Origin of the sequence: Variovorax sp. HJSM1_2 (genome assembly GCF_049316285.1) — a bacterium.
Classification (GTDB): Bacteria; Pseudomonadota; Gammaproteobacteria; order Burkholderiales; family Burkholderiaceae_C; genus Rhodoferax_B.
Genome location: NZ_JBMOXA010000019.1, coordinates 54,372 through 79,111, shown reverse-complemented (window position 1 = coordinate 79,111; position 24,740 = coordinate 54,372). Strand labels below are relative to the sequence as shown.

Here is a 24,740-nt window from a genome sequence, read left to right as displayed (position 1 = left end):
ACAGAGTGGGCAGCGCAGAAAACGTCGGGACGCTCTAGTGCAATTTTTCGGTTGCATCCACCGGCATCGCCGGAGCCACCACACCCATGGAGACGATGTATTTGAGCGCATCGTCCACGCTCATTTTGAGTTCAATGCAATCACTGGCCTTGAGCATGATGAAGTAGCCACCCGTGGGGTTGGGGGTGGTGGGCACATACACGCTCAGGTAGTCACCTTGCAGATGGGTCGCGGTGTCGCCGCGCGGCACACCGGTGACGAAGGCAATGGTCCAGGCGCCTTGGCGTGGCCATTCCACCAGCACCGCTGTGCGGAAAGCATTGCCGTTCTCGGAGAACAAGGTGTCCGACACCTGCTTCACGCCGGAATAGATGGAGCGCACGATGGGAATGCGGTGCAACAGGCGGTTCCACCAATCCACCAGGCGGCGGCCGATGAAGTTGCTGGCCACGGCCCCCACCACCAAGAGCACCGACAAGGCCAACAACACCCCGAAACCGGGAATGTGAAAGCCGAGCAAATGATCCGGCTGCCACTCGAGTGGCAAGATCAGCAGGGTTTGGTCAAGGGTGCCAATGATCCATTGCAGCACCCACACGGTAATGGCCACCGGTGCAATCACCAGCAGCCCCGCGAGCAACCATTTACGCAATGCGCTCATTCTGTGCGATCAGTCCGAAGACTTGGCGCCAGACGAAGACTCGGTCTTCGCAGCGGCAGGTGCAGGGGTGGCGGCGGCAGGCGCGGGCGCCGACGTTGCGGCAGCAGCAGGTGCGGTGCCGGTCGCGGGTGCTGCGTCTTTGGCGCCGGAAGCGCCATTGCCGCCACGAAAGTCCGTCACATACCAGCCCGAGCCCTTGAGCTGGAATCCAGCGGCTGTGACTTGTTTCTTGAAAGCTTCGGCGCCGCAGTGCGGGCACACCGTCAATGGGGCGTCAGAAATCTTCTGCAAGACATCTTTGCTGTGTCCGCAGGACTCGCATCGGTACGCGTAGATAGGCATTGCGTTCTAGACTCTGGATAGGTTGCCAAAAACCTTTGATTATAAGGCGTGCAATGACGCCCAAGCCCAGCCGCACGCGCCGGTGTCGCCCTGCCCTGGCGCCCCCGTCAATACCCCCACCACTGCACACGGAACAACAACTGCATGGCGAACAAGCCAATGGCGAAACCGGCGGCCACGTAGACCAGGCGCTGCAGCAGCCGATTGGTACGCTTTTGCTCCACCAGCAGTTCTTCGAACAAGCGCCGTTGCTGCGCCTGCTCACCATCGGGTCCGCCACGACGCAAATAGTCCACCAGCAGGCGCGGCACTTCCGGCAGCAGCTTGGCGTAGCGTGGCGCTTCGTTGCGCAGTTGCCGGAACAGCGCCTGCGGGCCCACCTGTTCGAGCATCCATTTTTCAAGAAATGGCTTGGCCGTGGCCCACAGGTCGAGTTCGGGATCGAGTTCACGCCCCAAACCCTCGATGTTCAGCAGGGTTTTCTGCAGCAGCACCAGTTGCGGCTGAATTTCCACCTGGAAGCGGCGCGAGGTCTGGAACAGGCGCATCAGCACCATGCCGAGCGAGATTTCCTTCAGCGGCCGGTCGAAGTACGGCTCACACACGGCGCGGATGGCGGCTTCCAGCTCGTCCACCCGGGTGTTCTGTGGCACCCAGCCGGATTCGATGTGCAGCTCGGCGACACGTTTGTAGTCGCGGCGAAAAAACGCCGTGAAGTTCTGCGCCAGGTACTCTTTGTCGAACTCGGTCAGCGTGCCCACGATGCCGAAGTCAAGCGAGATGTAGCGGCCAAAGGTCTCGGGCTCGGTGCTCACCAGAATATTGCCAGGATGCATGTCGGCGTGGAAAAAGCCATCGCGGAACACCTGCGTGAAGAACAAGGTCACCCCATCACGCGCCAGCTTGGGCAGGTCTATGCCGGCCGCGCGCAAGCGGTCGGTCTGGCTGATGGGCACACCCACCATACGCTCCATCACGATCACTTCGGTGGCGCAGAAATCCCAGAACATCTCGGGGATCAACACCAGGTCTAGCCCGTCCATGTTGCGCCGCAACTGCGCCGCGCTCGACGCCTCGCGCACCAGATCCAACTCGTCGTGCAGGTATTTGTCGAACTCCGCCACCACTTCCATGGGCTTGAGGCGCTTGCCATCAGCCGACAAACCTTGCACCCAAGCCGCGAGCATGCGCAGCAGCGACAGGTCTTTCTCAATCGCCGGCAACATGCCCGGACGCAGCACCTTCACCGCCACGTTGCGCGCTTGGCCCTGGCGGTCACGCAGCACGGCAAAGTGCACTTGCGCGATGGACGCACTGGCCACGGGTGTGCGGTCAAAGCTCACAAAAATGTCGTCCACCTTGCGACGGAACGCACGCTCGATGGTGGCGACAGCCACTTCGGTGGGGAACGGCGGCACGCGGTCTTGCAGACGCGCCAGTTCGTCAGCGATGTCGGGTGGCAGCAGGTCGCGGCGCGTGGACAACACCTGCCCAAATTTCACAAAAATCGGGCCCAGGCGTTCCAGCGCCTGGCGCAGACGCTGGCCACGCGGCGCGTCAAGCCGGCGGCCCACGGTGATGATGCGCACCACCACGTGCAGCCAAGGCTTTTGCAAGCTGGTCAGAACCAGTTCATCAAGACCGTAGCGAAGAAGAATCCAGACGATGTAGACGCCGCGAAACATCCGGCTCATGGAGCCGCCTTGGGGGCGCCGGAGGCTACCGATGCCTCGTCCACGCCTGCGGCCGCATCGCTGTTGCGGCGGCTGCCGACAAAACGACGCAAGGCCGTCACCACGCTGCGTGCCACCTGGCCCACGGTATGGGCAGGTGCGTCGCCTATCAGGCGCGCCAGGTCATCTTCCAGGTCCCAGCGCACATGGTCCACCAGCCAGTTCACTTCGGCCGCCAATTGCACATCACCTTCGATGCGCACACCGGGTTTGTCGCCACGCAGCACGGCTTGCGCCAGTTGCAGCGGGGATTCGTCGGTGACGGTCAGGGTCAGGTCGGCAGCCGCGTGTGGCTCGGCCCGGTCCAGCAGGCCGGCGGGTGTGGCCAGCAGCTTCATGTTGAACTGGCGCCACTGCATCAGCACCACCTGCCCCTTTTGCCGCGCCAGGCGCGTCATGGCCTCGGGCTCCTGCATCAACACATGGTTGAGCAGCAGCACCACGCGGTGCTGGGCTTCGTCGACCACCCAGGGCGGTGGCTGAAAGCCGGAGCCTAGCTTGCCGAGTTGGTTGAGAAGATCGGTCACAAAAGAAAAAGGGGACTGTGTTGCCATAGTCCCCATTTTCACTGATTCCGCACCTCGAAGGCGCTAGAAACCTTGCGATCTCTGTTATTGCAGTGCTTGCACACCTGCCACCAGCCAGCCGCTGGCGCCGTTCTTCGGCTTGGTCATGTTCCACACTTCGCGGAACGGGCTTGGGCCGGCCGAGGGTTCTTCACGGATCATGCCGGAGAACTCGACACTCGCCATGTAGTCGTCACCCAGATCTTCTATGCCCAGCAGCTTGCCTTCGAGCATGACCACGTCGGTCTTGTTGGTCTGGCCACCGATGTGGTGTTCGCGCTCTTGCAGTTGCGACTGGATTTCCTGCAGCATGCCATCGGTCATCATGGAACGCAGCGATTGGATGTCGGCGTTGTCCCAGGCGGTCTGCAGCGTCACAAAGTTGCCCTTGGCGGAGCGCAGGAAACCTTCCACATCAAAACCAGCGGGGATGCCCCAGCTCTGGCTGCCCATCAGTGCCGAGCCAATGCCCAGACCGGATTGCGCACCCGTGCCGGCGGCGGAGCCGTCGAACGTGGAGTTTGAGCGCTCCCATGGGCGCGCCGAAGCGTCGTTGCCCACGTTTTCGGGGCGATAGGTCGGCGCGGTGGTGGCACCACCGGCACCAGCGCCAGCACCTTGGAAAGCAAACGGGCTGCTGTTACGTTGCGCGCCGCCGCCATTCGCGGCCGACGCTTTGCGCGCTCGCATGATCATGCCGATCACCACCATGGCAACCAGCACCAACAGCGCAATCATCAAGAACTGACCAAACTCTGCGCCCAGGCCCAGCGAACTCGCCAACCAGGCCAAGCCCAAACCGGCGGCCAGGCCGCCCAGCATCGCGCCCCAAGGCTTTTTCGGCGCTGCCGCAGGTGTTGCTGCGGCTGGCGTTGCGGGCTTCGCAGGTGCTGCGGCCGCGGAGTTTTGCGCAGGAGCACCAGCAGGCGGCGTGCCTGCAGATTCACGCTGCGTCACGTTGTTGGACTGCTTGCCGATTGACTTGCCGCCACCCATGCGACGCGCCGCATCGGCGTCGAGCACAGTGGTCAGCGCCAAGGCTGCCGTCAAAACCATCGCCCAGATCTTCATATTCGCTCCAAATAATTTATCGACCAACTAACACTTGATACCCACGTGCAGGGCCACCATGCCGCCCGTCATGTTGTGATAGTCCACATGGCCAAAGCCATTGGCCTGCATCAACGCTTTTAATTCCTTTTGGCTCGGGTGCATGCGAATCGACTCGGCCAGGTAGCGGTAGCTGGCGTCATCACCCGCCAGCAGCTTGCCCATCTGCGGCAGCACCTTGAACGAATACCAGTCGTACACCTTCTCCAGAGGCTTGGCCACCTTGGAAAATTCGAGCACCAGCAACTTGCCACCCGGCTTCAACACGCGGCACATCTCCGCCAGCGCGGCGTCTTTGTGTGTCATGTTGCGCAGGCCAAAGGCCACACTCACCACATCAAAACTCGCGCTGTCGAACGGCAGCTTTTCAGCGTCACACACCAGAGTAGGCAACACGATGCCGGCGTCCAGCAGGCGGTCGCGCCCGGTGCGCAGCATGGCTTCGTTGATGTCGGTGTGCACCACCCGGCCGGTGGTGCCGACCTTCTTGGCAAACGCCATCGCCAGATCGCCCGTGCCACCGGCGATGTCAAGCACCTGGGAGCCTTCGCGCAGATTGGCCACCATCACGGTGTAAGCCTTCCAGGCGCGGTGCAGGCCCATGGACATGACGTCGTTCATCAAGTCGTACTTGGGCGCCACCGAATCGAACACGCCGCGTACGTGACGCGCCTTGTCCTGCTCTTCGACTGACTGAAAACCAAAGTGGGTGGATGCCATGATTTGTATGCTAGGTCAGATTGATCAAAACACGCTGCTGCAACCCTGCAATTGGGCAGGCCATTAGCGCTAAAACTCAAAAGTTAGATAAGTCCCAAACCCGCATTGTTCAAGCACGAGTTGCTACTTATTTGTGAGCACAAGATAAAAACAGAGACTCAATGCGAACTGCAGCCGTGGCCACCTTTCGCAGGCATAGGCGCATCACGCTCTACACCCGCTGCAGCCAGCCGTGCGGCGTAGTCCGCCCACAGCTTTTCTTGCTCGCTACCCAGGAAATACAGGTAGTCCCAAGTGAAGATGCCGGTGTTGTGGCCGTCTGAAAATTCCGGCTGCACGGCGTAGTTGCCCACGGGCTCCAGGCCCGCCAATTCCACCTCGCGCATGCCGGTCTGCAGTTTCTCTTGGCCGGGGCCGTGGCCCTGTACTTCGGCGGATGGCGAATACACACGCATCAGCTCGAATGAAATGCGGAACACCGCGCCGTCCGAGAAGCCCACTTCCAGCACCCGCGACTGCTGGTGCACGGTGATGGCAGTGGGCGTTGGTGCGCCAGCGGTGAGCCCGGCCATCAGACCAGCACCCGCTCAATGCCGCCGTTGTTGGCCGCGGCCACGTAGTCTTCAAGCCACGACTCACCGAGGATCTTGTTCGCCATTTCAACCACGATGTAGTCAGCTTCGAGCAGCCCGTTTTGCAGGTCGTTGCCGTAGCGGCTCAGGCCTTGCAGGCAGCTCGGGCAGCTGGTGAGTATCTTCACGTTGTCCTGTGGCGCCACGGCACCGCTGTCGCGCAGCTTGGCCTCGCCCTTGCGCAGCTCTTCTTCCTTGCGGAAGCGGATCTGCGTGGAGATGTCGGGCCGGGTCACGCCCAGCGTGCCGCTCTCGCCGCAGCAGCGTTCGCTCTTGAGCACGTTGTCGCCCATCAGCGCCTTCACCGTTTTCATCGGCTCCTGCAGCTTCATAGGCGTGTGGCAAGGGTCGTGGTACAGGTAGCCGCCGCCAGCGGTGTTCAGGGTGATGCCTTTTTCCAGCAGATATTCGTGGATGTCGATGATGCGGCAGCCGGGGAAGATCTTGTCGAACTGGTAGCCCTGCAACTGGTCGTAACACGTGCCACAGCTCACCACCACGGTTTTGATGTCGAGGTAGTTCAGCGTATTGGCCACGCGGTGGAACAACACGCGGTTGTCGGTGATGATCTTGTCGGCCTTGTCGAACTGGCCACTGCCCTTTTGCGGGTAGCCGCAGCACAGATAACCCGGCGGCAACACGGTTTGCACACCGGCCTGCCACAGCATGGCCTGCGTGGCCAAGCCCACCTGGCTGAACAGGCGCTCGGAGCCGCAGCCGGGGAAGTAGAACACCGCTTCCGTTTCGGCCGTGGTGGCCTTGGGGTTGCGGATGATGGGCACGTAGTCGCTGTCTTCAATGTCCAACAGGGCACGCGCGGTGCGCTTGGGCAGGCCGCCCGGCATCTTCTTGTTGATGAAGTGGATCACCTGCTCTTTGATCGGCGCCGTGCCCACCGTGGCGCGTGGCGCGCTGGTTTGTTTGCGGGCAGCCACACGCAACACGTCGTTGGCCAGGCGTTGCGCCTTGAAGCCCACGTTGACCATGGCCGAACGCGCCAGCTTGATGGTCTCGGGGTTGGTGGCGTTGAGGAAGAACATGGCCGCCGCGTTGCCCGGACGGAAACTCTTCTTGCCCATCTTGCGCAGCAGGTTGCGCATGTTCATGGTCACATCGCCAAAGTCGATCTTCACCGGGCAAGGGGACAGGCACTTGTGGCACACCGTGCAATGGTCGGCCACGTCTTCAAACTGCTCCCAGTGTTTGATGCTGACACCACGGCGCGTCTGCTCTTCGTACAGGAAGGCTTCAACCAGCAGCGAGGTCGCCAGAATCTTGTTGCGCGGGCTGTACAGCAGGTTGGCGCGCGGCACGTGGGTGGCGCATACCGGCTTGCATTTGCCGCAGCGCAGGCAGTCTTTCATGCTGGCGGCAATGTCGCCAATGTCGCTCTGCTGCATGATCAGCGACTCGTGACCCATCAGGCCAAAACTTGGCGTGTAGGCGTTGGTCAGATCGGCGTGCATTTCCAGCATCGAATCTGGCTTTGATACAGTAGCCACGGGCGTAGCCAGCTCTGGTTTACGTAGCAGCTTACCCTTGTTGAAACGGCCTTCGGGGTCCACCCGTTGTTTGTATTCGGCAAACGGACGCAGCTCTTCGTCGCTCAAGAATTCGAGCTTGGTGATGCCTATGCCGTGCTCGCCAGAAATCACGCCGTCCAGGCTGCGCGCCAGCACCATGATGCGTTTCACGGCTTCGTGCGCCGTCTGCAGCATTTCGTAGTTGTCGCTGTTCACCGGCAGGTTGGTGTGCACGTTGCCGTCGCCGGCGTGCATGTGCAGGGCCACCCAGACGCGGCCCTTGAGCACGCTTTTGTGGATGCTGTTGCACTCGTCCAGGATGGGCTGGAACGCCGCACCCGAGAAGATCTTTTGCAGGCCCGGGCGGATTTGCGCCTTCCAGCTCGCACGCAGCGTGTGGTCCTGCAACTGCGGGAACAGCGTGTCGACCTGGTCCAGCCAGCCCTGCCAGAGTTGGCGCACATCGGCCACCAGTGCCAGGGCCTGGGCCACACGGTCTTCCAGCAGCTCGGCGCTGGGGATTTCGTGTGCGTCGTCTTGTTTGCCCAGCGGCAGTTGGCCCTTGGCAAAGAAGTTGGTGAGCGCATCGCAGAAGTCGAGCTTGTTGCGCAGGCTCAGCTCGATGTTGATACGTTCGATGCCATCGGTGTATTCGGCCATGCGCGGCAGCGGAATCACCACGTCTTCGTTGATCTTGAAGGCGTTGGTGTGGCGGCTGATGGCGGCCGTGCGTTTGCGGTCCAGCCAGAACTTCTTGCGCGCTTCGGGGCTGATGGCGATGAAGCCTTCACCGCTGCGCGAGTTGGCGATGCGCACCACCTCGGAGGTGACGCGCGCCACATCGTCGGCGTTGTCGCCGGCAATGTCGCCAAACAGCACCATCTTTGGCAGGCCGCCATTTTTCTTCGACTTGGTGGTGTAACCCACGGCCTTCAGATAACGGTCGTCCAGATGCTCCAGGCCGGCCAGCAGCACACCCGAGCGCTTTTGCTCGGCGAACATGAAGTCCTTGATTTCCACGATGCTCGGCACCGCGTCTTTGGCATTGCCAAAGAACTCCAGGCACACGGTACGGGTGTGTTGCGGCATGCGGTGCACGATCCAGCGGCCGCTGGTGATCAAGCCGTCGCAGCCTTCTTTCTGTATGCCTGGCAGGCCGGCCAGGAACTTGTCGGTCACGTCCTTGCCCAGGCCTTCCTTGCGGAAGGTGCTGCCGGGAATGTCGAGCCGCTCTTTGCGCAGTGGCGTTTTGCCGTCAGCCGCAAAGTACTGCAGCTCAAAGCTGGCCACTTCCACGTCGTGGATCTTGCCCAGGTTATGGTTGATGCGGGTAACTTCCAGCCACTCGGCCTGCGGCGTCACCATGCGCCACGAAGCCAGGTTGTCCAGCGCCGTGCCCCACAACACGGCCTTCTTGCCGCCCGCGTTCATGGCGATGTTGCCGCCCACACACGAGGCTTCGGCCGAGGTTGGATCGACCGCAAACACATGGCCGCCGCGCTCGGCCGCATCGGCCACACGCTGGGTGACCACGCCGGCTTCGGTCCAGATGGTGGCCACGGGCTGGTCCACACCGGGCAGCGTCAGCATCTCGACCTCGGTCATGGCCTCGAGCTTTTCGGTGTTGATCACGGCCGACTTCCAGGTCAGCGGAATCGCGCCGCCGGTGTAGCCGGTGCCGCCGCCACGCGGCACGATGGTCAGGCCCAGGTCTATACAGCCCTTCACCAGCCCGGCCATTTCAGCCTCGGTATCGGGTGTGAGCACGACAAACGGGTATTCGACGCGCCAGTCGGTGGCGTCGGTCACATGCGACACACGGCTCAGGCCGTCGAACTTGATGTTGTCCTTGGCCGTCAGCTTGCCCAACTGGCGGCGTGCGGCGCGGCGCAGGTCGGCCACTTCGACAAACGCCGCATTAAAGGTTTGCACGGCCTGGCGCGCGCTGGCCAGCAACTCACCGACCAGGGCGTCGCGCGCGGCATCGGCACCGGGCGTGCGGCGCTTTTCGACTTCGCTCAGGCGGTGCTGCAGCGCGTCGACCAGTTGCTTGCGGCGCTTGGGCGTGTCCAGCAGGTCGTCCTGCAGGTAGGGGTTGCGCTGCACGACCCAGATGTCGCCCAGCACTTCATACAACATGCGGGCTGAACGGCCGGTACGGCGCTCTTCGCGCAGTGAGTTCAGCAGGTCCCAGGCCTTGTGGCCGAGCAGACGGATGACGATTTCACGGTCGGAAAACGAGGTGTAGTTATACGGAATTTCGCGCAAGCGAACCGACTCGGGTGCCTGTGACAACAGCGTGGACAGGGCGGTAGGTGCATTCATGTGGGGTAACCTGGGTGGGGCAGACGGGCCCTGGGCCTTGGAGGGACGATTTTAGGCCAGCGGCGCGGCGCGCGCCCCGCTCTGGCGTCATATCCATGTACACAAATCAAAACGGCCACTTGCGTGGCCGTTGGCAAACCTCAGCCGAGGTGCGGTGTTTAGAACAAAACGCGGGCGCGCAGCGTGCCCGGCACCTGTGCCAGTTTTTCCAAAGCCAGATCGCTGGAGGCGGCGTCGATGTCGATCACCACGTAGCCAATGGCCTCGTTGGTCTGCAGGAACTGCCCGGCGATGTTGATCTTGTTGTCGGAGAACACCTGGTTCACGGCCGACAACACACCCGGCACATTGCGGTGGATGTGCAGCAGGCGGTGTTTGCCGGGGTGCGCCGGCAGGGCCACTTCAGGGAAGTTGACCGACGAAGTGGAGGTGCCGTTGTCGCTGTATTTGACGAGCTTTTCCGCCACTTCCAGGCCGATGTTGGCCTGGGCCTCCATGGTGGAGCCGCCCACGTGGGGTGTGAGGATGACGTTGTCCAGCCCGCGCAGTGGCGACAAAAACTCGTCTTTGTTGCTGCGCGGTTCTTCGGGGAACACATCCAAGGCAGCGCCCAGCAGCTTTTTGTCGCGCAGGGCCTGGGCCAGGGGTTCGATCTCGACCACGGTGCCGCGCGAGGCATTGATAAACACCGCGCCAGGCTTCAAAGCGGCGATTTCCTTGGCGCCAATCATCCATTGTGTAGCCGGTGTTTCGGGCACGTGCAGGCTGACCACGTCGCTTTGCGCCAGCAGATCGTGCAGATTGCCCACCTGGCGTGCATTGCCCAAAGGCAGCTTGGTGACCACGTCAAAGAAGATCACATGCATGCCCAGCGCTTCGGCCAGCACCGACAGCTGCGTGCCTATGGAGCCGTAACCGACGATGCCCAGCGTCTTGCCACGGATCTCGTACGAGTTTTCGGCCGACTTGAGCCAGCCACCACGGTGCGCCACGGCGCTTTTCTCGGGCACGCCGCGCAGCAGCAGAATGGCTTCGGCCAGCACCAGCTCGGCCACCGAGCGGGTGTTGGAGAACGGTGCGTTGAACACCGCAATGCCGCGTTCGCGCGCGGCTTCCAGGTCGACCTGGTTGGTGCCTATGCAGAAGCAGCCGGCCGCCACCAGCTTGGGGGCGGCGGCAAACACTTCGGCCGTCAACTGGGTGCGCGAGCGGATGCCGATGAAATGCACATCGGCAATCTTTTCCTTGAGCTGGGCATCGGGCAGCGCGCCGGGCAGGGTTTCGATTTGAGAGTAACCCGCGGATTTCAGCACCTCTACAGCGGAGGGATGCACACCCTCCAGCAGAAGAAATTTGATCTTGCTTTTGTCCAGGGAAGTCTTGCTCATGCGTTGCCCAACTAATGGAGTTTGTGAACCGTTGCCAGGGGGCGTGTTGACGTAAATCTGGCCCCCAAAATCGGCGCGATCCTAGCATGCTGCACCGCACCATTTCGGTGCCAGGGGCACACAGCAACACCGCCATCAGGGCTTTAGCGCACCGCCTGGGAGTCGCCAATGCCACAGCTTGGTGCGGATGGCTGTAACAAACCACTACACTTGCGCGCTCGCAACAGCCGTTTGCCGAACGGGTTAACCCGGCCTCAGGGCGGGTGTTGTGTAGCTGACAATTCACAACTTTGTCACACCACAGACATAAGATTTTCCGTTTCTCTGACCAGGAGTAGATAGATGAAGATTAGAAATTTGGCCATTGCTGCGTTTGCAGCCATAGGCGCGATCGCCTCGGCACAAGCCCAAACGGAAATCCAGTGGTGGCATTCGATGACGGCCGTGAACGGCGAATGGGTCAACGACCTGGCCAAGGACTTCAACGCCAGCCAAACCAAATACAAAGTGGTGCCGACCTACAAGGGCACCTACGACGAGTCCATGACTGCGTCCATCGCCGCCTTCCGCGCCGGCAATGCACCACACATACTGCAAGTGTTTGAAGTCGGCACCGCCACCATGATGGCCAGCAAGGGCGCCATCGTGCCCGTGGGCCAGGTGATGAAAGATGCCGGCGTGAAGTTCGACCCGTCGGCCTACATTGGCGCCGTGGCCGGTTATTACACGGCCCCCAACGGCCAGATGCTGAGCTTCCCGTTCAACAGCTCGACCACCATCTTCTACTTCAACAAGGACGCCTTCAAGGCCGCTGGCCTGCCTACCGACAAGGCGCCACAAACCTGGCCTGAAGTGGTGGCCGCCGCCGCCAAGCTCAAGGCCGCCGGCCACAAGTGCCCGTTCACCACCGCCTGGCAAGGTTGGACGCAGCTGGAGAGCTTCTCCGCCTGGCACAACGTTGAATTTGCGACCAAGAGCAACGGCCTGGCCGGCCTGGACGCACGCATGAAGATCAACTCGCCACTGCACGTGCGCCACATCGAGAACCTGGCCAACATGGCCAAACAAGGCCTGTTTGTCTACAAGGGCCGTGGCAACGTGCCTGAAGCCAGCTTTGTGTCGGGCGAATGCGCCATGGTGAACACCTCGTCCGGCTTCTACGGCAACGTCGCCAAGAACGCCAAGTTCGCTTATGGCCTGGCTCCCCTGCCCTACTACCAGGACGTGCCCGGCGCACCGCAGAACACCGTCATCGGTGGCGCCAGCCTGTGGGTCATGTCTGGCAAGAAGGCCGACGAATACAAGGGCGTGGCGGAGTTCTTCCAGTTCATCTCGCGTCCTGAAGTACAGTCCGCCAGCCACAAGCGCACCGGTTACCTGCCTGTGACCACCGCCGCCTACGAGTTGACCGAAAAATCGGGCTTCTACAAAGAGAACCCCGGCACCGACGTGGCCGTGACCCAGATGATCCGCAAGGTGACGGACAAGAGCCGCGGCATCCGCCTGGGCAACTATGTGCAGATCCGCGCGATTGAAGACGAGGAACTCGAACAAGTCTGGGCCGGCAAGAAGTCTGCCAAGGAAGCGCTGGACAGCATCGTCAAACGCGGCGACGAGTTGCTGGAGAAATTCCAGAAAGCCAACAAGTCCTAAACCTTCTTTAGTCTCTAAGGTTTAGCGAAAAAGCAGATGGGCTCCATCTGCTTTTTCCGTTTCAAGAGACCGACAATTTTTATCCCGATCAACACTTTGGTCACAGCACTGCAAGCCCATGGAAAAACGTGTTCTCTTTAAATCGACCTGGCTGCCCTGGCTGCTGATCGCACCACAGATGGCCATCATCGTGGTCTTCTTCTTCTGGCCCGCGAGCCAGGCGCTGGTGCAGTCGCTGCAGCAGCAGGACGCGTTTGGCACGTCCACCGAGTGGGTGGGCTTGCAGAACTTTGCGGCCCTGTTCAACGACCCGGCCTACCTCGAATCCTTCAAGACCACGGCCCTGTTCTCGGTGCTGGTGGCCACCATAGGCATAGCCTTGTCGCTGCTGCTGGCGATTTTTGCCGACCGCGTGGTGCGCATGGCCATGTTCTACAAAACCATGCTGGTCCTGCCCTACGCCGTAGCCCCTGCGGTGGCGGCGGTATTGTGGGTGTTCATGTTTTCGCCCTCGCTGGGTGTGGTGTCGTACGCCCTGGGCAAGATCGGCATCGACTGGAACCACCTGCTGAACTCTACCCACGCCATGACGCTGATCGTCATGGCGTCGATCTGGAAGCAGATTTCCTACAACTTCCTGTTTTTCCTGGCAGGCCTGCAATCGATCCCGAAGTCGCTGATCGAAGCCGCCTCGATTGACGGCGCCGGCCCGCTGCGCCGCTTCTGGACGATTCAATTCCCGCTGCTGTCGCCGACCACCTTCTTCCTGCTGGTGATCAACGTGGTCTACGCCTTCTTCGACACCTTCGCCATCGTTGACGCAGCCACCCAGGGCGGCCCGGGCAAAGACACGGCCATCCTGGTCTACAAGGTGTATTACGACGGCTTCAAGGCCATGGACCTGGGCAGCTCGGCTGCGCAGTCGGTGGTGCTGATGATCATCGTGGTGGCCCTGACGGTCGTGCAATTCCGCTACGTCGAAAAGAAAGTGCAGTACTGAATGCGGAACACCCCCAGTCTGCGCGCACTTCGTGTCGCTTCGCCAACCCCCTTGCAGGGGGCGACACCTACGGCCCGGCAAAGCCGGTTCCGTGGTGTCCCCATGAAAACACAAGCACCCTTATCGTTTATGAAGAAGTTCATGGGAGTTGACCATGGTTGAACGTAGCCCCACCCTGGGCATCCTCGCCCACGTGGTCATGATTTTGGGAGTGGCCATCGTCGCCTTCCCGCTGTATCTGGCCTTTGTCGCCTCCACCCACACGGCGCAGGAAATTGTGCAGGCGCCCATGCCTTTGCTGCCCGGCGGCCATTTCTGGGAGACCTACAAGGCCGCGCTGTTCGGCCGCGACAGCGGTGCCGGCTCCACCGCTCCGGTGGCGCGCATGATGTGGGTGAGCTTTGTCTCGGCCATGGTCATCACCTTCGGCAAGATTGCAATCTCGCTGCTGTCGGCATTTGCCATCGTCTACTTCCGCTTCCCACTGAAGAACCTGGTGTTCTGGCTGATCTTCATCACCTTGATGCTGCCGGTGGAGGTGCGTATCGGCCCGACCTACCAGGTGGTGTCCGACCTGGGCATGCTCAACAGCTATGCCGGCCTGACCGTACCGCTGATCGCCTCGGCCACGGCCACCTTCCTGTTCCGCCAGTTTTTCCTGACGGTGCCCGATGAACTGGTGGAAGCCGCTCGCATGGACGGCGCCAGCCCCATGCGTTTCTTTGTCGATGTATTGGTGCCACTGTCGCGCACCTCGATCGCCGCGCTGTTTGTGATCCAGTTCATCTACGGCTGGAACCAGTACCTCTGGCCGCTGCTGGCCACCACCACCGAAGACATGTACCCGGTGGTGATAGGCATCAAACGCATGATCGCCGGCGGCGACGGGCAAAACGAATGGAACGTGGTCATGGCCACGGCCCTGCTGGCCATGCTGCCACCCGCGCTGGTGGTGATGTTGATGCAGAAATGGTTCGTCAAAGGCTTGGTGGACACCGAAAAATAAGCCCAGACCCATTCAGAACCAAATTGGCCTTTGACGCTTACTAAATAAGCGACAGCAGCTACTCAATTGATAGTAAAAAAGATTTTCATCTATGGCTTCCATCTCTCTCAAGAACGTCGTCAAGCGCTACGGCTCGGGTAAATCGGCGGTACAGGTATTACACGGCGTGAACGCCGAAATCACCGACCACGAATTCATCGTCATTGTGGGCCCCTCGGGCTGCGGCAAATCCACGCTGCTGCGCATGGTGGCCGGCCTGGAAGAAGTCAGCGACGGCACCATCTCCATCGGCGACCGCGTGGTCAACGACCTGGAACCCGCCAAGCGCGACATCGCCATGGTGTTCCAGAACTACGCGCTGTATCCGCACATGAGCGTGTTCGAAAACATGGCCTATGGCCTGAAGATCGCCAAGGTGCCGGTGGACGAGATCAAGGCGCGTGTCGACAAGGCGGCGAAGATTCTGGAACTGGGCCACCTGCTGGAACGCAAGCCACGCGCCCTGTCAGGTGGCCAGCGCCAGCGTGTGGCCATGGGCCGCGCCATCGTGCGCCAACCCTCGGTGTTTTTGTTTGACGAGCCACTGTCCAACCTGGACGCCAAGCTGCGCGCACAAACCCGCCTGGAGATTCAAAAGCTGCACCGCGAACTGGGCATCACCAGCCTGTTCGTCACCCACGACCAGGTGGAAGCCATGACGCTGGCACAACGCATGATGGTGATGAACGGCGGCAACATGGAACAGTTCGGCACGCCCGAAGAGGTCTACCACACACCGGCCTCCACCTTCGTCGCCAGCTTCATCGGCTCACCGCCCATGAACCTGTTGAAGAACGCTCCCGGCGGCAAGGCCGGCGCCATCATGGGCATTCGCCCGGAGCACCTCGACGTAGCCCACGAGGGCTGGGAAATCCAGGTCGAAACCGTGGAACTGCTGGGCGCCGAACGCCTCATCTACGGCCGCCTGGCGGGTGAACAACTCATTGTGCGCATCGAAGAAGGCCGCCACTCGCCAGCGCCAGACGAGAAAATCTTCGTCAAGCCGCGCGAAGACCGCCTGCACTGGTTCAACGCCGAAACCGGCAAGCGTATCTGAGCATGATCACATCAACGGTGCCTGTTTTGGCGTCGTTAAACCTAGCCGAGTCTGAAGCGTTCTACAGCCTAAAGCTCGGCTTTACCGCCCTGCTGCACGCGCCCGACTACCTGATCATGGCGCGCGACGGCTGCGAGCTGCACTTCTGGCTGGGCAGCGACCGCCACGTTGCCGAAAACACCTCGTGCTACGTGCGCGGCGACACCCGCGCCTTGCATGCCGACTTTGCGGCCCGTGGCCTGGTACTCAAGCCGCCCGTGGAGCGCGAATGGGGCATGCGCGAGCTGTACGTGATCGACCCCCATGGCAACCTCCTGAAGTTCGGAGAACCTACATGACCCAAGCCAACACCACATCGACAGCCTTGCCCCACTGGCCCTACCCACGCTGGGTGGCCCACCGGGGCGCTGGCAAGCTGGCACCCGAAAACACCATGGCAGCGTTCCGCCTAGGCGCGGCACACGGCTACACCATGTTCGAGTGCGACGCCAAGCTCAGCTTTGATGGCGTGCCTTTCTTGCTGCACGACGCCACGTTGCAACGCACCACCAACGGCAAAGGCACGGCCGGCGAACGCGACTTCGGCCAGCTGGCCCAGCTCGACGCCGGTGGCTGGCATTCACGTGCGTATGCGGGCGAAGCCGTGCCGTCGCTAGAACAACTGGCGCGTTACTGCATTGCCAACGGCTACTTCCTGAACATCGAGATCAAACCCACACCCGGCCAGGAAGAAGAAACCGGCCGCGTGGTCGGCGCACTGTCCGCTCGTTGGTGGAAAGACGAAGCTGTGCCGCCGTTCTTCTCATCGTTCAAACCTGAATCCCTGGAGGGCGCACGCGCCACCGCGCCGCACATTCCGCGCGGCCTGCTGCTCGACACGCTGACCAATGGCTGGCTGGACACAGCGCGCCAATTGGAGTGCGCCGCCGTGGTCTGCAACCACGCGCTGTGGAACGCCGAGAACGTCGCCCAGGTACACGCCGCCGGCATGCGCGCGCTGAGCTACACCGTGAACGACGCCTGGGCCGCGCAGCGCCTGATCGACCTGGGCACCGACGCCATCATCACCGACCGCGTCGACCGGTTTTCTCCGGAACTCTGGCGCGGCTGAAGCTGCTGAGCGGCTAAAGTTGAGTCCTTAGCCACTCACGTCTCAGCCATGATCGCCAAGACCCCCGCCGCACCCTATTACGCCGTCATCTTCACCTCGCTGCGCACCGACGGCGACAACGGCTATGGCCGCATGTCCGACGCCATGGTCGCTTCGGCAGAAAAACAGCCCGGTTTTCTGGGCGTGGAATCGGCGCGTGAAGAGGTGGGCATCACCGTCTCTTACTGGGAAAGCCTGGAAGCCATCGCTGCGTGGAAACGCGACACCGCCCACCAAGTGGCACAACAGCGCGGCCGCGAGCATTGGTACAGCGCCTACAAGACGCGCATCTGCAAAGTCGAGCGCGACTACGATTTTTCTGCGGTGTAAATTTCGGCCTATACGTCATCACCTCGACGAGGAGCCTCGCCATGTGCCGAAACATCCGCACCCTCTTCAACTTCGAGCCACCGGCCACCGAGCTGGAAATACGCGACGCGTCTTTGCAGTTCGTGCGCAAGCTGAGTGGTTTTAATGTGCCGTCTCAGGCCAACGAGGCAGCTTTTGAACAGGCGGTGGAGCAAGTGGCCGCGACCGCACGTGTATTGATCGCCTCGCTGGTGACTTCGGCCCCAGCCAAGAACCGTGACGAAGAGGCTGCCAAGGCCCGGGCGCGCTCCATCGCGCGTTTTGGCGGGTAGACAAATTGACTCAGGTCAACATTACCTCAACGCCCGCGCAACATCCACGCCTGGCTGGTGGCGCACACCAGCACCAGCGCAGCATAGGTGGCGATCTTGCCGTCACGGCCAAACAGCCACAGCCCAGCCACCAACACCACCGCGCAAACTACAAAGTTGATAGCTGCCTGCGCAAGCAGGCCGGGCGTTGCAGCGCTTCTCTTCATAAGAACCGCAGAACCCAGCACGGTCAGCACGGCCACGCCCAGCGCAGGCACAAAGAAGTTCAGCAGGTGGTAGAGCACGTCGAGAAAGCCCATGATAGTTTTGACCTATGTTGCTATTTGTAGGGTTGCACTGCAAAGGTGCGGCGCGAGGGCTCGGCAAATTTTATAATCCTAAGATGGCTGTCTGGGCACTTGGCATCAATCACAACACCGCTCCGCTGGATTTGCGCGGCCGGTTTGCGTTTGCACTCGACCAAATTGCCCCCACACTCAACGGTTTGCGCTCGGCGCTGCACGAAAGCACACGCTCGAACAGCGCCAGAGCCAACCAAACCCGTGGCCCCGAAGCCGCCATCATCTCCACCTGCAACCGCACCGAGGTGTATTGCGCCGGCGACGAACATGCGCTGGACCACACCGTGCATTGGCTCGCCAGCGCCGGCGGTGTGTCGCCACAACTGCTGCGCTCACACGCCTACACCCTGCAGGACGGCCTGGCCGCACGCCATGCGTTCCGCGTGGCCAGCGGCCTGGATTCCATGGTGCTGGGCGAGCCGCAAATCCTGGGGCAGATGAAAGACGCCATTCGTGTGGCCGACCAGGCTGGCGCGCTGGGCACCACGCTGAACCAGTTGTTCCAACGCTCGTTTGCCGTGGCCAAGGAAGTGCGCAGCTCCACCGAGATCGGCGCGCACTCCATCAGCATGGCGGCTGCCGCCGTGCGCCTGGCCGGGCAACTGTTTGAAGACCTGAGCGAAGTCAAGATTTTGTTTGTCGGTGCGGGCGAGATGATAGAACTCGCCGCCACCCACTTTGCCGCGAAAAACCCCAAGGGCATTAGCGTCGCCAACCGCACCATGGCGCGTGGCGAAAGCCTGGCCACACGTTTTGGCGGCGAGGTGATGCGCTTGGCCGACCTGCCCGCGCGCCTGCACGAGTTTGATGCCGTGGTGAGCTGCACCGCCAGCACGCTGCCCATCATAGGCCTGGGCGCCGTCGAACGCGCCCTGAAGCAACGCCGCCACCGCCCCATGTTCATGGTCGACCTGGCCGTGCCACGCGACATCGAGCCCGAAGTGCGCGCGCTGGAAGACGTCTACCTCTACACCGTGGACGACTTGGCCACCGTGGTGCAAACCGGCCATGCCAACCGCCAGGCCGCCGTGGCGCAGGCCGAGGCCATCATCGACGCCGGTGTGCAGAGCTTCATGCACTGGATGGACCAGCGTGGCGCCGTCCCGCTGATCCAACAGCTCAACGCGCAGGCCGACAGCTGGCGTGCCGCAGAGTTGGTGCGTGCGCGCAAGCTGCTGGCGCGGGGCGAAGATGTGGACGCAGTGCTGGAAGCGCTGTCACGCGGCCTCACGCAAAAAATGCTGCACGGCGCCATGGCCGAACTGCAGGCCGGCGACGCCACCGCCCGCGAACACACGGCACAAGCGATCCAGAAGCTGTTTCTGCGCAAAGAGCGTTAGCGAAGTTCTGCGACGCCAGGCAGGCACAACTGAGGTGCCGTGCGCCTGAACAAATCGACCCGTTGCATCGCGCCTGTCTCGGCTGCCATGCCCTCCCCCCGTTAGATTTCGCTCACAAGGATTCCCTTGAAAAACTTTCTCCGCCAACAGCTCGACCGTTATGCCGTGCGCCTGGCTGAACTCGACTTTCTGCTGTCGCGTGAAGACATCATGAAGGACATGCCGCAGTTCTTGCTGCTCTCGCGCGAGCACAACGACGTGGCACAGGTGGCGGAACGTTATCTGCGCCACCAGCAGCGCCAGGCCGACCTGGCCGCCGCACAAGAGATGCAGAGCGACCCGGAAATGGCCGACATGGCCGCAGAAGAAATTGCCTCGGCCGAAGCCGAACTGGAAAAGCTCGAAGGCGAGCTGCAGCGCATGCTGCTGCCCAAGGACCCGGACGACAGCCGCAACGCCTTCATGGAAATCCGCGCCGGCACGGGCGGCGACGAGTCGGCCTTGTTCGCCGGCGACCTGCTGCGCATGTACACGCGTTATGCCGAGCGCCAAGGCTGGCGCACCGAGATCATGAGTGCCTCCGAAAGCGAACTCGGCGGCTTCAAGGAAGTGGTGTTGCGCGTCGAAGGCGACAACGTTTACGGCCAGTTGAAGTTTGAATCCGGCGGCCACCGCGTGCAACGGGTGCCGGCCACCGAAACCCAGGGCCGCATCCACACCAGCGCCTGCACCGTGGCGGTGTTGGCCGAGCCGGACGAGGCCGTGGCCATTCAGATCAATCCGGCCGACCTGCGCATCGACACCTACCGCGCCAGCGGCGCCGGCGGCCAGCACATCAACAAGACCGACTCGGCCGTGCGCATCACGCACATCCCCACGGGCATCGTCGCCGAATGCCAGGACGACCGCTCGCAACACCGCAACAAGGCCAAGGCCATGCAGGTGTTGTCGGCACGCATTCAGCAAAAAGATGCCAACGAACGTGCTGCCAAAGATGCGGCGTTGCGCAAGGGCTTGATTGGCAGCGGCGACCGCAGCGACCGCATCCGCACCTACAACTTCCCGCAGGGCCGCTTGACCGACCACCGCATCAACCTCACGCTGTACAAGCTGCTGTTCATCATGGAAGGCGACTTGGCCGAAGTGATCGCCGCATTGCGCGCCTTCCAGGAGGCCGAGCAGTTGGCCGAGTTGGAGGTCGGAACGGCGGTGGGCGGCTAAACCCTCAAACCTCCAGGGTGTAAATCTTGGCCTCGGCCAGTTCCTGTGGGTTGTGGCTGCTGAGCACCTCTAACCACGGGCTGCCTGGCTCTATAGGCGCGGCCACCAAGCCATGCAACATCACCACCACTTCTTCGGACGAGGCGTCAATGTCGGACATGTGGCGCCGCTGGGCGTCAAAAAAACGGGCGGTCATGCCTTCTTGCGTTTCAATCATCACCAAGTATTTGACGGGTGTGCTTTCCATGACTGCTCCCTTGTGGCCTGAATGGAGCCTACAGCTTATGCGAAGTGGCTACGCCCTGTGTAGTACGCCGCACGTCCATCTTGTAAGTCACGGCTCAAAATAACCACCATGACGCTCACCCAAGCGCTACGCGCCATCCAAACATTTGGCGTTGACCGCCTCGACGCTCAACTGCTGCTGCTACACACCCTGGGCCGCCCGACACACGACCGCGCCTGGCTGCTGGCCCACGACTCCGACGCACTGCCGGACGCGCTGGAAACCACGTTGATGGCCCTGGCCCAACGCCGCGCAGCCGGTGAGCCGCTGGCCTACATCGTCGGCCGGAAAGAATTCTTTGGCCTGGACTTACAGGTCGATACCCACACACTGGTGCCGCGCCCCGACACCGAGACTTTGGTGGAATGGTCGCTGGAGGTGATCGGGTCGACCCCGGCAAACGTGCTCGACCTCGGCACCGGTAGCGGCGCCATCGCCCTGGCCATTCGCCACGCGGCACCGCAGACCCAAGTGACGGCCGTGGACGCCAGTGCGGGCGCCCTGGCCATGGCGCGGGCCAATGCCCAGCGGCTGGCCTTGCCGATCGGGTTTCACCACGGCTCGTGGTTTGCAGCGCTGCCTGCGAGCATAACCAGCCGCTTTGACTTGATCGTCTCCAACCCGCCCTATATTGCCGAACACGACCCACACCTGCCCGCCCTCGCCTTCGAGCCGCGCAGCGCCTTGACGGCCGGCGTGGACGGGCTGGACGACATCCGCAGCATCGTGCAACAGGCGCCGCAGCACCTGCAACCAGGCGGCTGGCTGCTGCTGGAGCACGGCTACGACCAGGCGCCAGCGGTGTGTGCGCTGCTGGCGGCTGCGGGGTTCAACGCCGTGCAATCGCGTCAAGACTTGGGCGGCCATGCACGTTGCAGCGGTGGGCAGTTTCCCACTGCCCCTTGAAACCAAGCCTAAAATCACCACCTTAGGCATGCAGTGAAAGCGCAATTCGCTATTTTTTAGATAGCAACATCTGCGCTGATCAAGCCCACCCAATCCCATCACGCCACGCAAAAGGCGTGGTAGTGAAATAATCCACCCATTCAGTCGTAGCCAATCCGACGACCACCCACACAAGGAGTTCCAAAATGAGTGACGCACAAGAACGCATCGACGCGCTGGTCAAGTCCAACGAAGTCTTGCTGTTCATGAAGGGCAACGCCAGCTTCCCGCAATGCGGCTTTTCCGGCCGTGCCATCCAGGTGCTCAAGGCCTGCGGCGTGGACACCAAGTCCATCAAGACCGTCAATGTGCTTGAAGACGATGGCATCCGCCAAGGCATCAAGGAATACAGCCAATGGCCCACCATTCCACAGCTCTACGTCAAGGGCGAATTCATCGGCGGCTCTGACATCATGATGGAGATGTACGAGTCCGGTGAACTGCAACAGGTGCTGGGCACCAAGACGGCCTAAACCACTTCAGCATCGCCTTCAAGCCCGCAAAGGTTCGCGCCTTTGCGGGCTTGTTCGTTTACGGAAGCAAAAACTAATTCACTCAGATATTTGGCGCAAATGCACAACAAATCGTGAACAACACACGTTGCCCCTTGGCACAGCTTATGCTGGAATGAAGACGTCTTCTTCAGCAGGAGGTCCCGATGGAATCACGCAGCCTTGTCCCGCATACAAGCCATTTTCATCTGCCACTCGCCAGCGTGCGCAGCGTCTTCCAGACACAAGACGTTGAACGCAAACTGGCCAAACTACCGGGGCGAGAACACGAGAACCTGCGCACCACCTACGAACGCATGCTGGAGCGCGGCCCTGAGCGTTTCCAGGTCAAACCTTCCGGTGTGCCGAACATGAACCCGCTCTACGAAGCCCTGCCCAACTTCACCGAAGTGCTGGACGACGTGCGCCGCCACGTCGCGCTGAGCCAGGACTGCCCGGATGGTTTGGAGGTCACACCCATCCTGTTGCTGGGCCCGCCGGGCATAGGCAAAACCCATTTCGCGCGCAAGCTCGCCGATCTGCTGGGAACAGGCATGAGCTTGGTGCCCATGAGTTCCATGACGGCCGGCTGGCTCTTGTCGGGCTCCAGTTCACAATGGAAAGGCGCCAAGCCGGGCAAGGTGTTTGAAGCGCTGGTCGATGGCGAATACGCCAACCCGGTGATGGTCATCGACGAGATCGACAAGGCCAGCGCCGATGCGCAATACGACCCACTGGGCGCGCTCTACAGCTTGCTGGAACACGACACGGCGCAGAGCTTCGTGGATGAATTTGCCGAGGTAGCCATAGACGCCAGCCAGGTGATCTGGATCACCACCGCCAACGATGCACGCGGCATACCCGAGCCGATTCTCAACCGCATGAATGTGTTTGAAGTGGAGTCGCCGTCAGCCGAAGCGGCACGGCAGATCGCTGGCAACTTGTACAAATCCATACGCGCCGACCACGGCTGGGGGCAGCGTTTTCAGCTTGCGCCCAGCGGCGATGTTTTAGATGTTCTGGCCGAACTGCCACCTCGCGAAATGCGCCGCGCGCTGATGACAGCTTTTGGCAACGCGCGGCTCGATGGGCGTGAAGCCCTGAAGGTAGACGATCTGCCGCGCAGTGGCGCGAGTAAAACACGCATGGGTTTCATTCAGTAGCGCGCCTGCGGAAGCTCGCTAAACTGGTGCAGCAGTCGCGCACTTGAGGTGCCGGACTGCTGTACTTATGAATTTTTCCACCAGTCTTCTGCTCATTGCCGCACTGATTGTGGCGAGCGCATTTTTCTCCATTGCCGAGATTTCGCTTGCCGCCTCGCGCCGCGTGCGCTTACGCCAGTTGGCCGACGACGGCGATGCGCGCGCCGAACGCGTAATGCGCGTGCAAGACGACCCGGCGCATTACTTCACCGTAGTGCAAATCGGGCTGAATGCTGTCGCCATTCTGGGTGGCATTGTGGGAGAAGGTGCACTCAGTCCCAGCCTGACCATGCTCTATGCCATATGGCTTGATCTGGACGTGGCTGAAACGGCTGGGTTTGCCAGCTCGTTCTTCGTCGTCACATCGCTGTTTATCCTGTTGGCCGATTTGCTCCCCAAACGCTTGGGCATGACCGAGCCCGAACACATGGCGGTACGCGTGATCGCGCCTATGCAGGTGTTCGTCACGGTATTGATGCCCCTGGTGTGGATCTATAGCAAGTGTGCCGACTGGTTGGCCCATCTGCTGGGTCTGCCGACCGTACGCGACGACCGTGTGACGTCGGCCGACATTCTGGCCATGGCAGAAGCCGGCACCCGCGCTGGAGTCCTGGAAGAGCGTGGCCAACGCGTGATCGAAAACGTGTTTGAACTCGACATCCGCACCGTGTCGAGTGCCATGACACCGCGCGACCACATCGCTTATTTTCTGACCGATGACCCCGACCATGTGGTGCGCTTGCGCATCGCGGCCGAGCCCTACTCCACCTACCCCGTATGTGAACGCGACATCGACCATGTGGTGGGTTACGTCGACGCCAAAGACCTGTTCCAGCGTGTCCTGAACAACCAGGCCATCTCGCTCAAGGATGATTCACTGATTCGAAAGGTGGTGATGGTGCCCGACCGCCTGACGCTGGGCGAGGTTCTGGAACAGTTCCGCCAGGTTCATGAAGACTTTGCCGTCATCATCAACGAATACAGCCTGGTGGTTGGGGTCGTCACACTGAACGATGTGATGAGCACGGTGATGGGCGATTTGATCTCCAATCCCCCAGACGAAGAGCAAATCGTCCGCCGAGACGAAAACTCTTGGCTGATCGACGGCATCACCGCCATCGAAGATGTCTTGCATGCTTTGTCGCTGACCGAACTACCCCATGCAGAAGAATACGAAACCCTGGCGGGTTTCATGATGGTGATGCTGCGCCGCGTTCCACGACGTACCGACACGGTGGTCTGGGGCAACTACAAGTTTGAGGTTCTCGACGTAGACAGCTATCGCATCGACCAGGTCATGGTGTCACGCATCACACCGCAGCCGCCCACCCCTGCATCGGCCAGCCTGCGGTAAGGCGCTGCCTCGCA

25 protein-coding genes are annotated in these 24,740 nt (G+C 61.4%); 14 read left to right on the top strand and 11 right to left on the bottom strand.

Annotated elements, in window-relative coordinates; translation table 11 throughout:
• Positions 1 to 34 precede the first annotated feature (34 nt).
• The 9 genes from ACFQ95_RS18890 to serA form a co-directional block, all read right to left on the bottom strand.
• Complete coding sequence (locus tag ACFQ95_RS18890; RefSeq protein WP_422833422.1) at positions 35 to 661, bottom strand: DUF502 domain-containing protein; 627 nt, start codon at positions 659 to 661, stop codon at positions 35 to 37.
• A 9-nt stretch (positions 662 to 670) separates the two neighbouring features.
• Positions 671 to 1,003, bottom strand: coding sequence for an FmdB family zinc ribbon protein (locus ACFQ95_RS18885; protein WP_422833420.1), 333 nt, complete (start codon positions 1,001 to 1,003; stop codon positions 671 to 673).
• A 107-nt stretch (positions 1,004 to 1,110) separates the two neighbouring features.
• The gene (gene ubiB, locus ACFQ95_RS18880) at positions 1,111 to 2,697 is read right to left on the bottom strand and encodes a ubiquinone biosynthesis regulatory protein kinase UbiB (RefSeq protein WP_422833419.1); all 1,587 of its coding nucleotides are present in this window, start codon (positions 2,695 to 2,697) and stop codon (positions 1,111 to 1,113) included.
• Positions 2,694 to 3,290, bottom strand: a complete 597-nt coding sequence (locus tag ACFQ95_RS18875) for a hypothetical protein (protein ID WP_422833418.1) — start codon at positions 3,288 to 3,290, stop codon at positions 2,694 to 2,696. Before ACFQ95_RS18875 ends, ubiB begins: the two co-directional genes overlap by 4 nt.
• Before the next feature lie 57 nt (positions 3,291 to 3,347).
• Positions 3,348 to 4,373 carry a Tim44 domain-containing protein gene (locus ACFQ95_RS18870; protein ID WP_422833417.1) on the bottom strand — a complete coding sequence of 342 codons (1,026 nt, stop codon included), beginning with the start codon at positions 4,371 to 4,373 and terminating at the stop codon, positions 3,348 to 3,350.
• Between the two features lie 27 nt (positions 4,374 to 4,400).
• Positions 4,401 to 5,132, bottom strand: coding sequence for a bifunctional demethylmenaquinone methyltransferase/2-methoxy-6-polyprenyl-1,4-benzoquinol methylase UbiE (gene ubiE, locus ACFQ95_RS18865; protein WP_422833415.1), 732 nt, complete (start codon positions 5,130 to 5,132; stop codon positions 4,401 to 4,403).
• A gap of 158 nt (positions 5,133 to 5,290) precedes the next feature.
• Positions 5,291 to 5,704, bottom strand: a complete 414-nt coding sequence (locus tag ACFQ95_RS18860; RefSeq protein ID WP_422833413.1) for a gamma-butyrobetaine hydroxylase-like domain-containing protein — start codon at positions 5,702 to 5,704, stop codon at positions 5,291 to 5,293.
• Positions 5,704 to 9,612, bottom strand: coding sequence for a DUF3683 domain-containing protein (locus tag ACFQ95_RS18855; protein WP_422833412.1), 3,909 nt, complete (start codon positions 9,610 to 9,612; stop codon positions 5,704 to 5,706). Before ACFQ95_RS18855 ends, ACFQ95_RS18860 begins: the two co-directional genes overlap by 1 nt.
• 158 nt (positions 9,613 to 9,770) lie before the next feature.
• Positions 9,771 to 11,000 carry a phosphoglycerate dehydrogenase gene (serA, locus tag ACFQ95_RS18850; RefSeq protein WP_422833410.1) on the bottom strand — a complete coding sequence of 410 codons (1,230 nt, stop codon included), beginning with the start codon at positions 10,998 to 11,000 and terminating at the stop codon, positions 9,771 to 9,773.
• Between the two features lie 342 nt (positions 11,001 to 11,342).
• On the opposite strand from serA, the gene ugpB reads away from it, so the two are divergent.
• The 8 genes from ugpB to ACFQ95_RS18810 all read left to right on the top strand — a co-directional run bounded on the left by ugpB (position 11,343) and on the right by ACFQ95_RS18810 (position 17,546).
• Positions 11,343 to 12,653 (top strand): sn-glycerol-3-phosphate ABC transporter substrate-binding protein UgpB, encoded by a 1,311-nt coding sequence (gene ugpB, locus ACFQ95_RS18845; protein ID WP_422833408.1) that lies wholly within the window; start codon positions 11,343 to 11,345, stop codon positions 12,651 to 12,653.
• Between the two features lie 118 nt (positions 12,654 to 12,771).
• Positions 12,772 to 13,653: a sn-glycerol-3-phosphate ABC transporter permease UgpA gene (gene ugpA / locus ACFQ95_RS18840; protein ID WP_422833407.1), complete on the top strand. Its 882-nt coding sequence runs from the start codon at positions 12,772 to 12,774 to the stop codon at positions 13,651 to 13,653.
• A 154-nt stretch (positions 13,654 to 13,807) separates the two neighbouring features.
• A complete protein-coding gene (gene ugpE / locus ACFQ95_RS18835; RefSeq protein ID WP_422833405.1) occupies positions 13,808 to 14,659 on the top strand; it encodes a sn-glycerol-3-phosphate ABC transporter permease UgpE in 852 nt (283 codons plus the stop codon).
• Between the two features lie 91 nt (positions 14,660 to 14,750).
• Positions 14,751 to 15,755: a sn-glycerol-3-phosphate import ATP-binding protein UgpC gene (locus tag ACFQ95_RS18830; RefSeq protein ID WP_422833403.1), complete on the top strand. Its 1,005-nt coding sequence runs from the start codon at positions 14,751 to 14,753 to the stop codon at positions 15,753 to 15,755.
• A 2-nt stretch (positions 15,756 to 15,757) separates the two neighbouring features.
• Positions 15,758 to 16,093, top strand: coding sequence for a bleomycin resistance protein (locus ACFQ95_RS18825; RefSeq protein WP_422833402.1), 336 nt, complete (start codon positions 15,758 to 15,760; stop codon positions 16,091 to 16,093).
• Complete coding sequence (gene ugpQ / locus ACFQ95_RS18820; RefSeq protein ID WP_422833401.1) at positions 16,090 to 16,866, top strand: glycerophosphodiester phosphodiesterase; 777 nt, start codon at positions 16,090 to 16,092, stop codon at positions 16,864 to 16,866. Before ACFQ95_RS18825 ends, ugpQ begins: the two co-directional genes overlap by 4 nt.
• A gap of 48 nt (positions 16,867 to 16,914) precedes the next feature.
• Positions 16,915 to 17,235, top strand: a complete 321-nt coding sequence (locus ACFQ95_RS18815; protein WP_422833399.1) for an antibiotic biosynthesis monooxygenase family protein — start codon at positions 16,915 to 16,917, stop codon at positions 17,233 to 17,235.
• Between the two features lie 41 nt (positions 17,236 to 17,276).
• Positions 17,277 to 17,546: a DUF2277 domain-containing protein gene (locus ACFQ95_RS18810; protein WP_422833398.1), complete on the top strand. Its 270-nt coding sequence runs from the start codon at positions 17,277 to 17,279 to the stop codon at positions 17,544 to 17,546.
• A 26-nt stretch (positions 17,547 to 17,572) separates the two neighbouring features.
• On the opposite strand, the gene ACFQ95_RS18805 is transcribed toward ACFQ95_RS18810, so the two are convergent.
• A complete protein-coding gene (locus ACFQ95_RS18805) occupies positions 17,573 to 17,845 on the bottom strand; it encodes a hypothetical protein (RefSeq protein WP_422833397.1) in 273 nt (90 codons plus the stop codon).
• A gap of 83 nt (positions 17,846 to 17,928) precedes the next feature.
• Between ACFQ95_RS18805 and hemA the strand changes: the two genes are divergently transcribed.
• Together hemA and prfA are read left to right on the top strand one after the other, a co-directional pair.
• Entirely contained in the window at positions 17,929 to 19,227 is a 1,299-nt protein-coding gene (gene hemA, locus ACFQ95_RS18800) for a glutamyl-tRNA reductase (protein ID WP_422833395.1), read from the top strand.
• Between the two features lie 126 nt (positions 19,228 to 19,353).
• Complete coding sequence (gene prfA / locus ACFQ95_RS18795; RefSeq protein ID WP_422833394.1) at positions 19,354 to 20,448, top strand: peptide chain release factor 1; 1,095 nt, start codon at positions 19,354 to 19,356, stop codon at positions 20,446 to 20,448.
• A gap of 4 nt (positions 20,449 to 20,452) precedes the next feature.
• Here prfA and ACFQ95_RS18790 read toward each other — a convergent pair whose 3' ends face one another.
• Positions 20,453 to 20,695 carry a hypothetical protein gene (locus ACFQ95_RS18790; protein ID WP_422833393.1) on the bottom strand — a complete coding sequence of 81 codons (243 nt, stop codon included), beginning with the start codon at positions 20,693 to 20,695 and terminating at the stop codon, positions 20,453 to 20,455.
• A gap of 108 nt (positions 20,696 to 20,803) precedes the next feature.
• On the opposite strand from ACFQ95_RS18790, the gene prmC reads away from it, so the two are divergent.
• The 4 genes from prmC (at position 20,804) to ACFQ95_RS18770 (ending at position 24,726) form a co-directional block, all read left to right on the top strand.
• Complete coding sequence (gene prmC / locus ACFQ95_RS18785) at positions 20,804 to 21,640, top strand: peptide chain release factor N(5)-glutamine methyltransferase (RefSeq protein WP_422833392.1); 837 nt, start codon at positions 20,804 to 20,806, stop codon at positions 21,638 to 21,640.
• A gap of 185 nt (positions 21,641 to 21,825) precedes the next feature.
• A complete protein-coding gene (gene grxD / locus ACFQ95_RS18780; RefSeq protein WP_422833391.1) occupies positions 21,826 to 22,152 on the top strand; it encodes a Grx4 family monothiol glutaredoxin in 327 nt (108 codons plus the stop codon).
• 185 nt (positions 22,153 to 22,337) lie between these two features.
• Positions 22,338 to 23,333, top strand: a complete 996-nt coding sequence (locus tag ACFQ95_RS18775; RefSeq protein ID WP_422833389.1) for an AAA family ATPase — start codon at positions 22,338 to 22,340, stop codon at positions 23,331 to 23,333.
• 67 nt (positions 23,334 to 23,400) lie between these two features.
• A complete protein-coding gene (locus ACFQ95_RS18770; protein ID WP_422833388.1) occupies positions 23,401 to 24,726 on the top strand; it encodes a hemolysin family protein in 1,326 nt (441 codons plus the stop codon).
• Positions 24,727 to 24,740 lie beyond the last annotated feature (14 nt).

Bases quoted from the DNA above. Each gene is read 5' to 3' on its own strand.
- ACFQ95_RS18890 (WP_422833422.1), bottom strand. From the start codon at position 661: ATGAGCGCATTGCGTAAATGGTTGCTCGCGGGGCTGCTGGTGATTGCA.
- ACFQ95_RS18885 (WP_422833420.1), bottom strand. From the start codon at position 1,003: ATGCCTATCTACGCGTACCGATGCGAGTCCTGCGGACACAGCAAAGAT.
- ubiB (WP_422833419.1), bottom strand. From the start codon at position 2,697: ATGAGCCGGATGTTTCGCGGCGTCTACATCGTCTGGATTCTTCTTCGC.
- ACFQ95_RS18875 (WP_422833418.1), bottom strand. From the start codon at position 3,290: ATGGCAACACAGTCCCCTTTTTCTTTTGTGACCGATCTTCTCAACCAA.
- ACFQ95_RS18870 (WP_422833417.1), bottom strand. From the start codon at position 4,373: ATGAAGATCTGGGCGATGGTTTTGACGGCAGCCTTGGCGCTGACCACT.
- ubiE (WP_422833415.1), bottom strand. From the start codon at position 5,132: ATGGCATCCACCCACTTTGGTTTTCAGTCAGTCGAAGAGCAGGACAAG.
- ACFQ95_RS18860 (WP_422833413.1), bottom strand. From the start codon at position 5,704: ATGGCCGGGCTCACCGCTGGCGCACCAACGCCCACTGCCATCACCGTG.
- ACFQ95_RS18855 (WP_422833412.1), bottom strand. From the start codon at position 9,612: ATGAATGCACCTACCGCCCTGTCCACGCTGTTGTCACAGGCACCCGAG.
- serA (WP_422833410.1), bottom strand. From the start codon at position 11,000: ATGAGCAAGACTTCCCTGGACAAAAGCAAGATCAAATTTCTTCTGCTG.
- ugpB (WP_422833408.1), top strand. From the start codon at position 11,343: ATGAAGATTAGAAATTTGGCCATTGCTGCGTTTGCAGCCATAGGCGCG.
- ugpA (WP_422833407.1), top strand. From the start codon at position 12,772: ATGGAAAAACGTGTTCTCTTTAAATCGACCTGGCTGCCCTGGCTGCTG.
- ugpE (WP_422833405.1), top strand. From the start codon at position 13,808: ATGGTTGAACGTAGCCCCACCCTGGGCATCCTCGCCCACGTGGTCATG.
- ACFQ95_RS18830 (WP_422833403.1), top strand. From the start codon at position 14,751: ATGGCTTCCATCTCTCTCAAGAACGTCGTCAAGCGCTACGGCTCGGGT.
- ACFQ95_RS18825 (WP_422833402.1), top strand. From the start codon at position 15,758: ATGATCACATCAACGGTGCCTGTTTTGGCGTCGTTAAACCTAGCCGAG.
- ugpQ (WP_422833401.1), top strand. From the start codon at position 16,090: ATGACCCAAGCCAACACCACATCGACAGCCTTGCCCCACTGGCCCTAC.
- ACFQ95_RS18815 (WP_422833399.1), top strand. From the start codon at position 16,915: ATGATCGCCAAGACCCCCGCCGCACCCTATTACGCCGTCATCTTCACC.
- ACFQ95_RS18810 (WP_422833398.1), top strand. From the start codon at position 17,277: ATGTGCCGAAACATCCGCACCCTCTTCAACTTCGAGCCACCGGCCACC.
- ACFQ95_RS18805 (WP_422833397.1), bottom strand. From the start codon at position 17,845: ATGGGCTTTCTCGACGTGCTCTACCACCTGCTGAACTTCTTTGTGCCT.
- hemA (WP_422833395.1), top strand. From the start codon at position 17,929: ATGGCTGTCTGGGCACTTGGCATCAATCACAACACCGCTCCGCTGGAT.
- ACFQ95_RS18790 (WP_422833393.1), bottom strand. From the start codon at position 20,695: ATGGAAAGCACACCCGTCAAATACTTGGTGATGATTGAAACGCAAGAA.
- prmC (WP_422833392.1), top strand. From the start codon at position 20,804: ATGACGCTCACCCAAGCGCTACGCGCCATCCAAACATTTGGCGTTGAC.
- grxD (WP_422833391.1), top strand. From the start codon at position 21,826: ATGAGTGACGCACAAGAACGCATCGACGCGCTGGTCAAGTCCAACGAA.
- ACFQ95_RS18775 (WP_422833389.1), top strand. From the start codon at position 22,338: ATGGAATCACGCAGCCTTGTCCCGCATACAAGCCATTTTCATCTGCCA.
- ACFQ95_RS18770 (WP_422833388.1), top strand. From the start codon at position 23,401: ATGAATTTTTCCACCAGTCTTCTGCTCATTGCCGCACTGATTGTGGCG.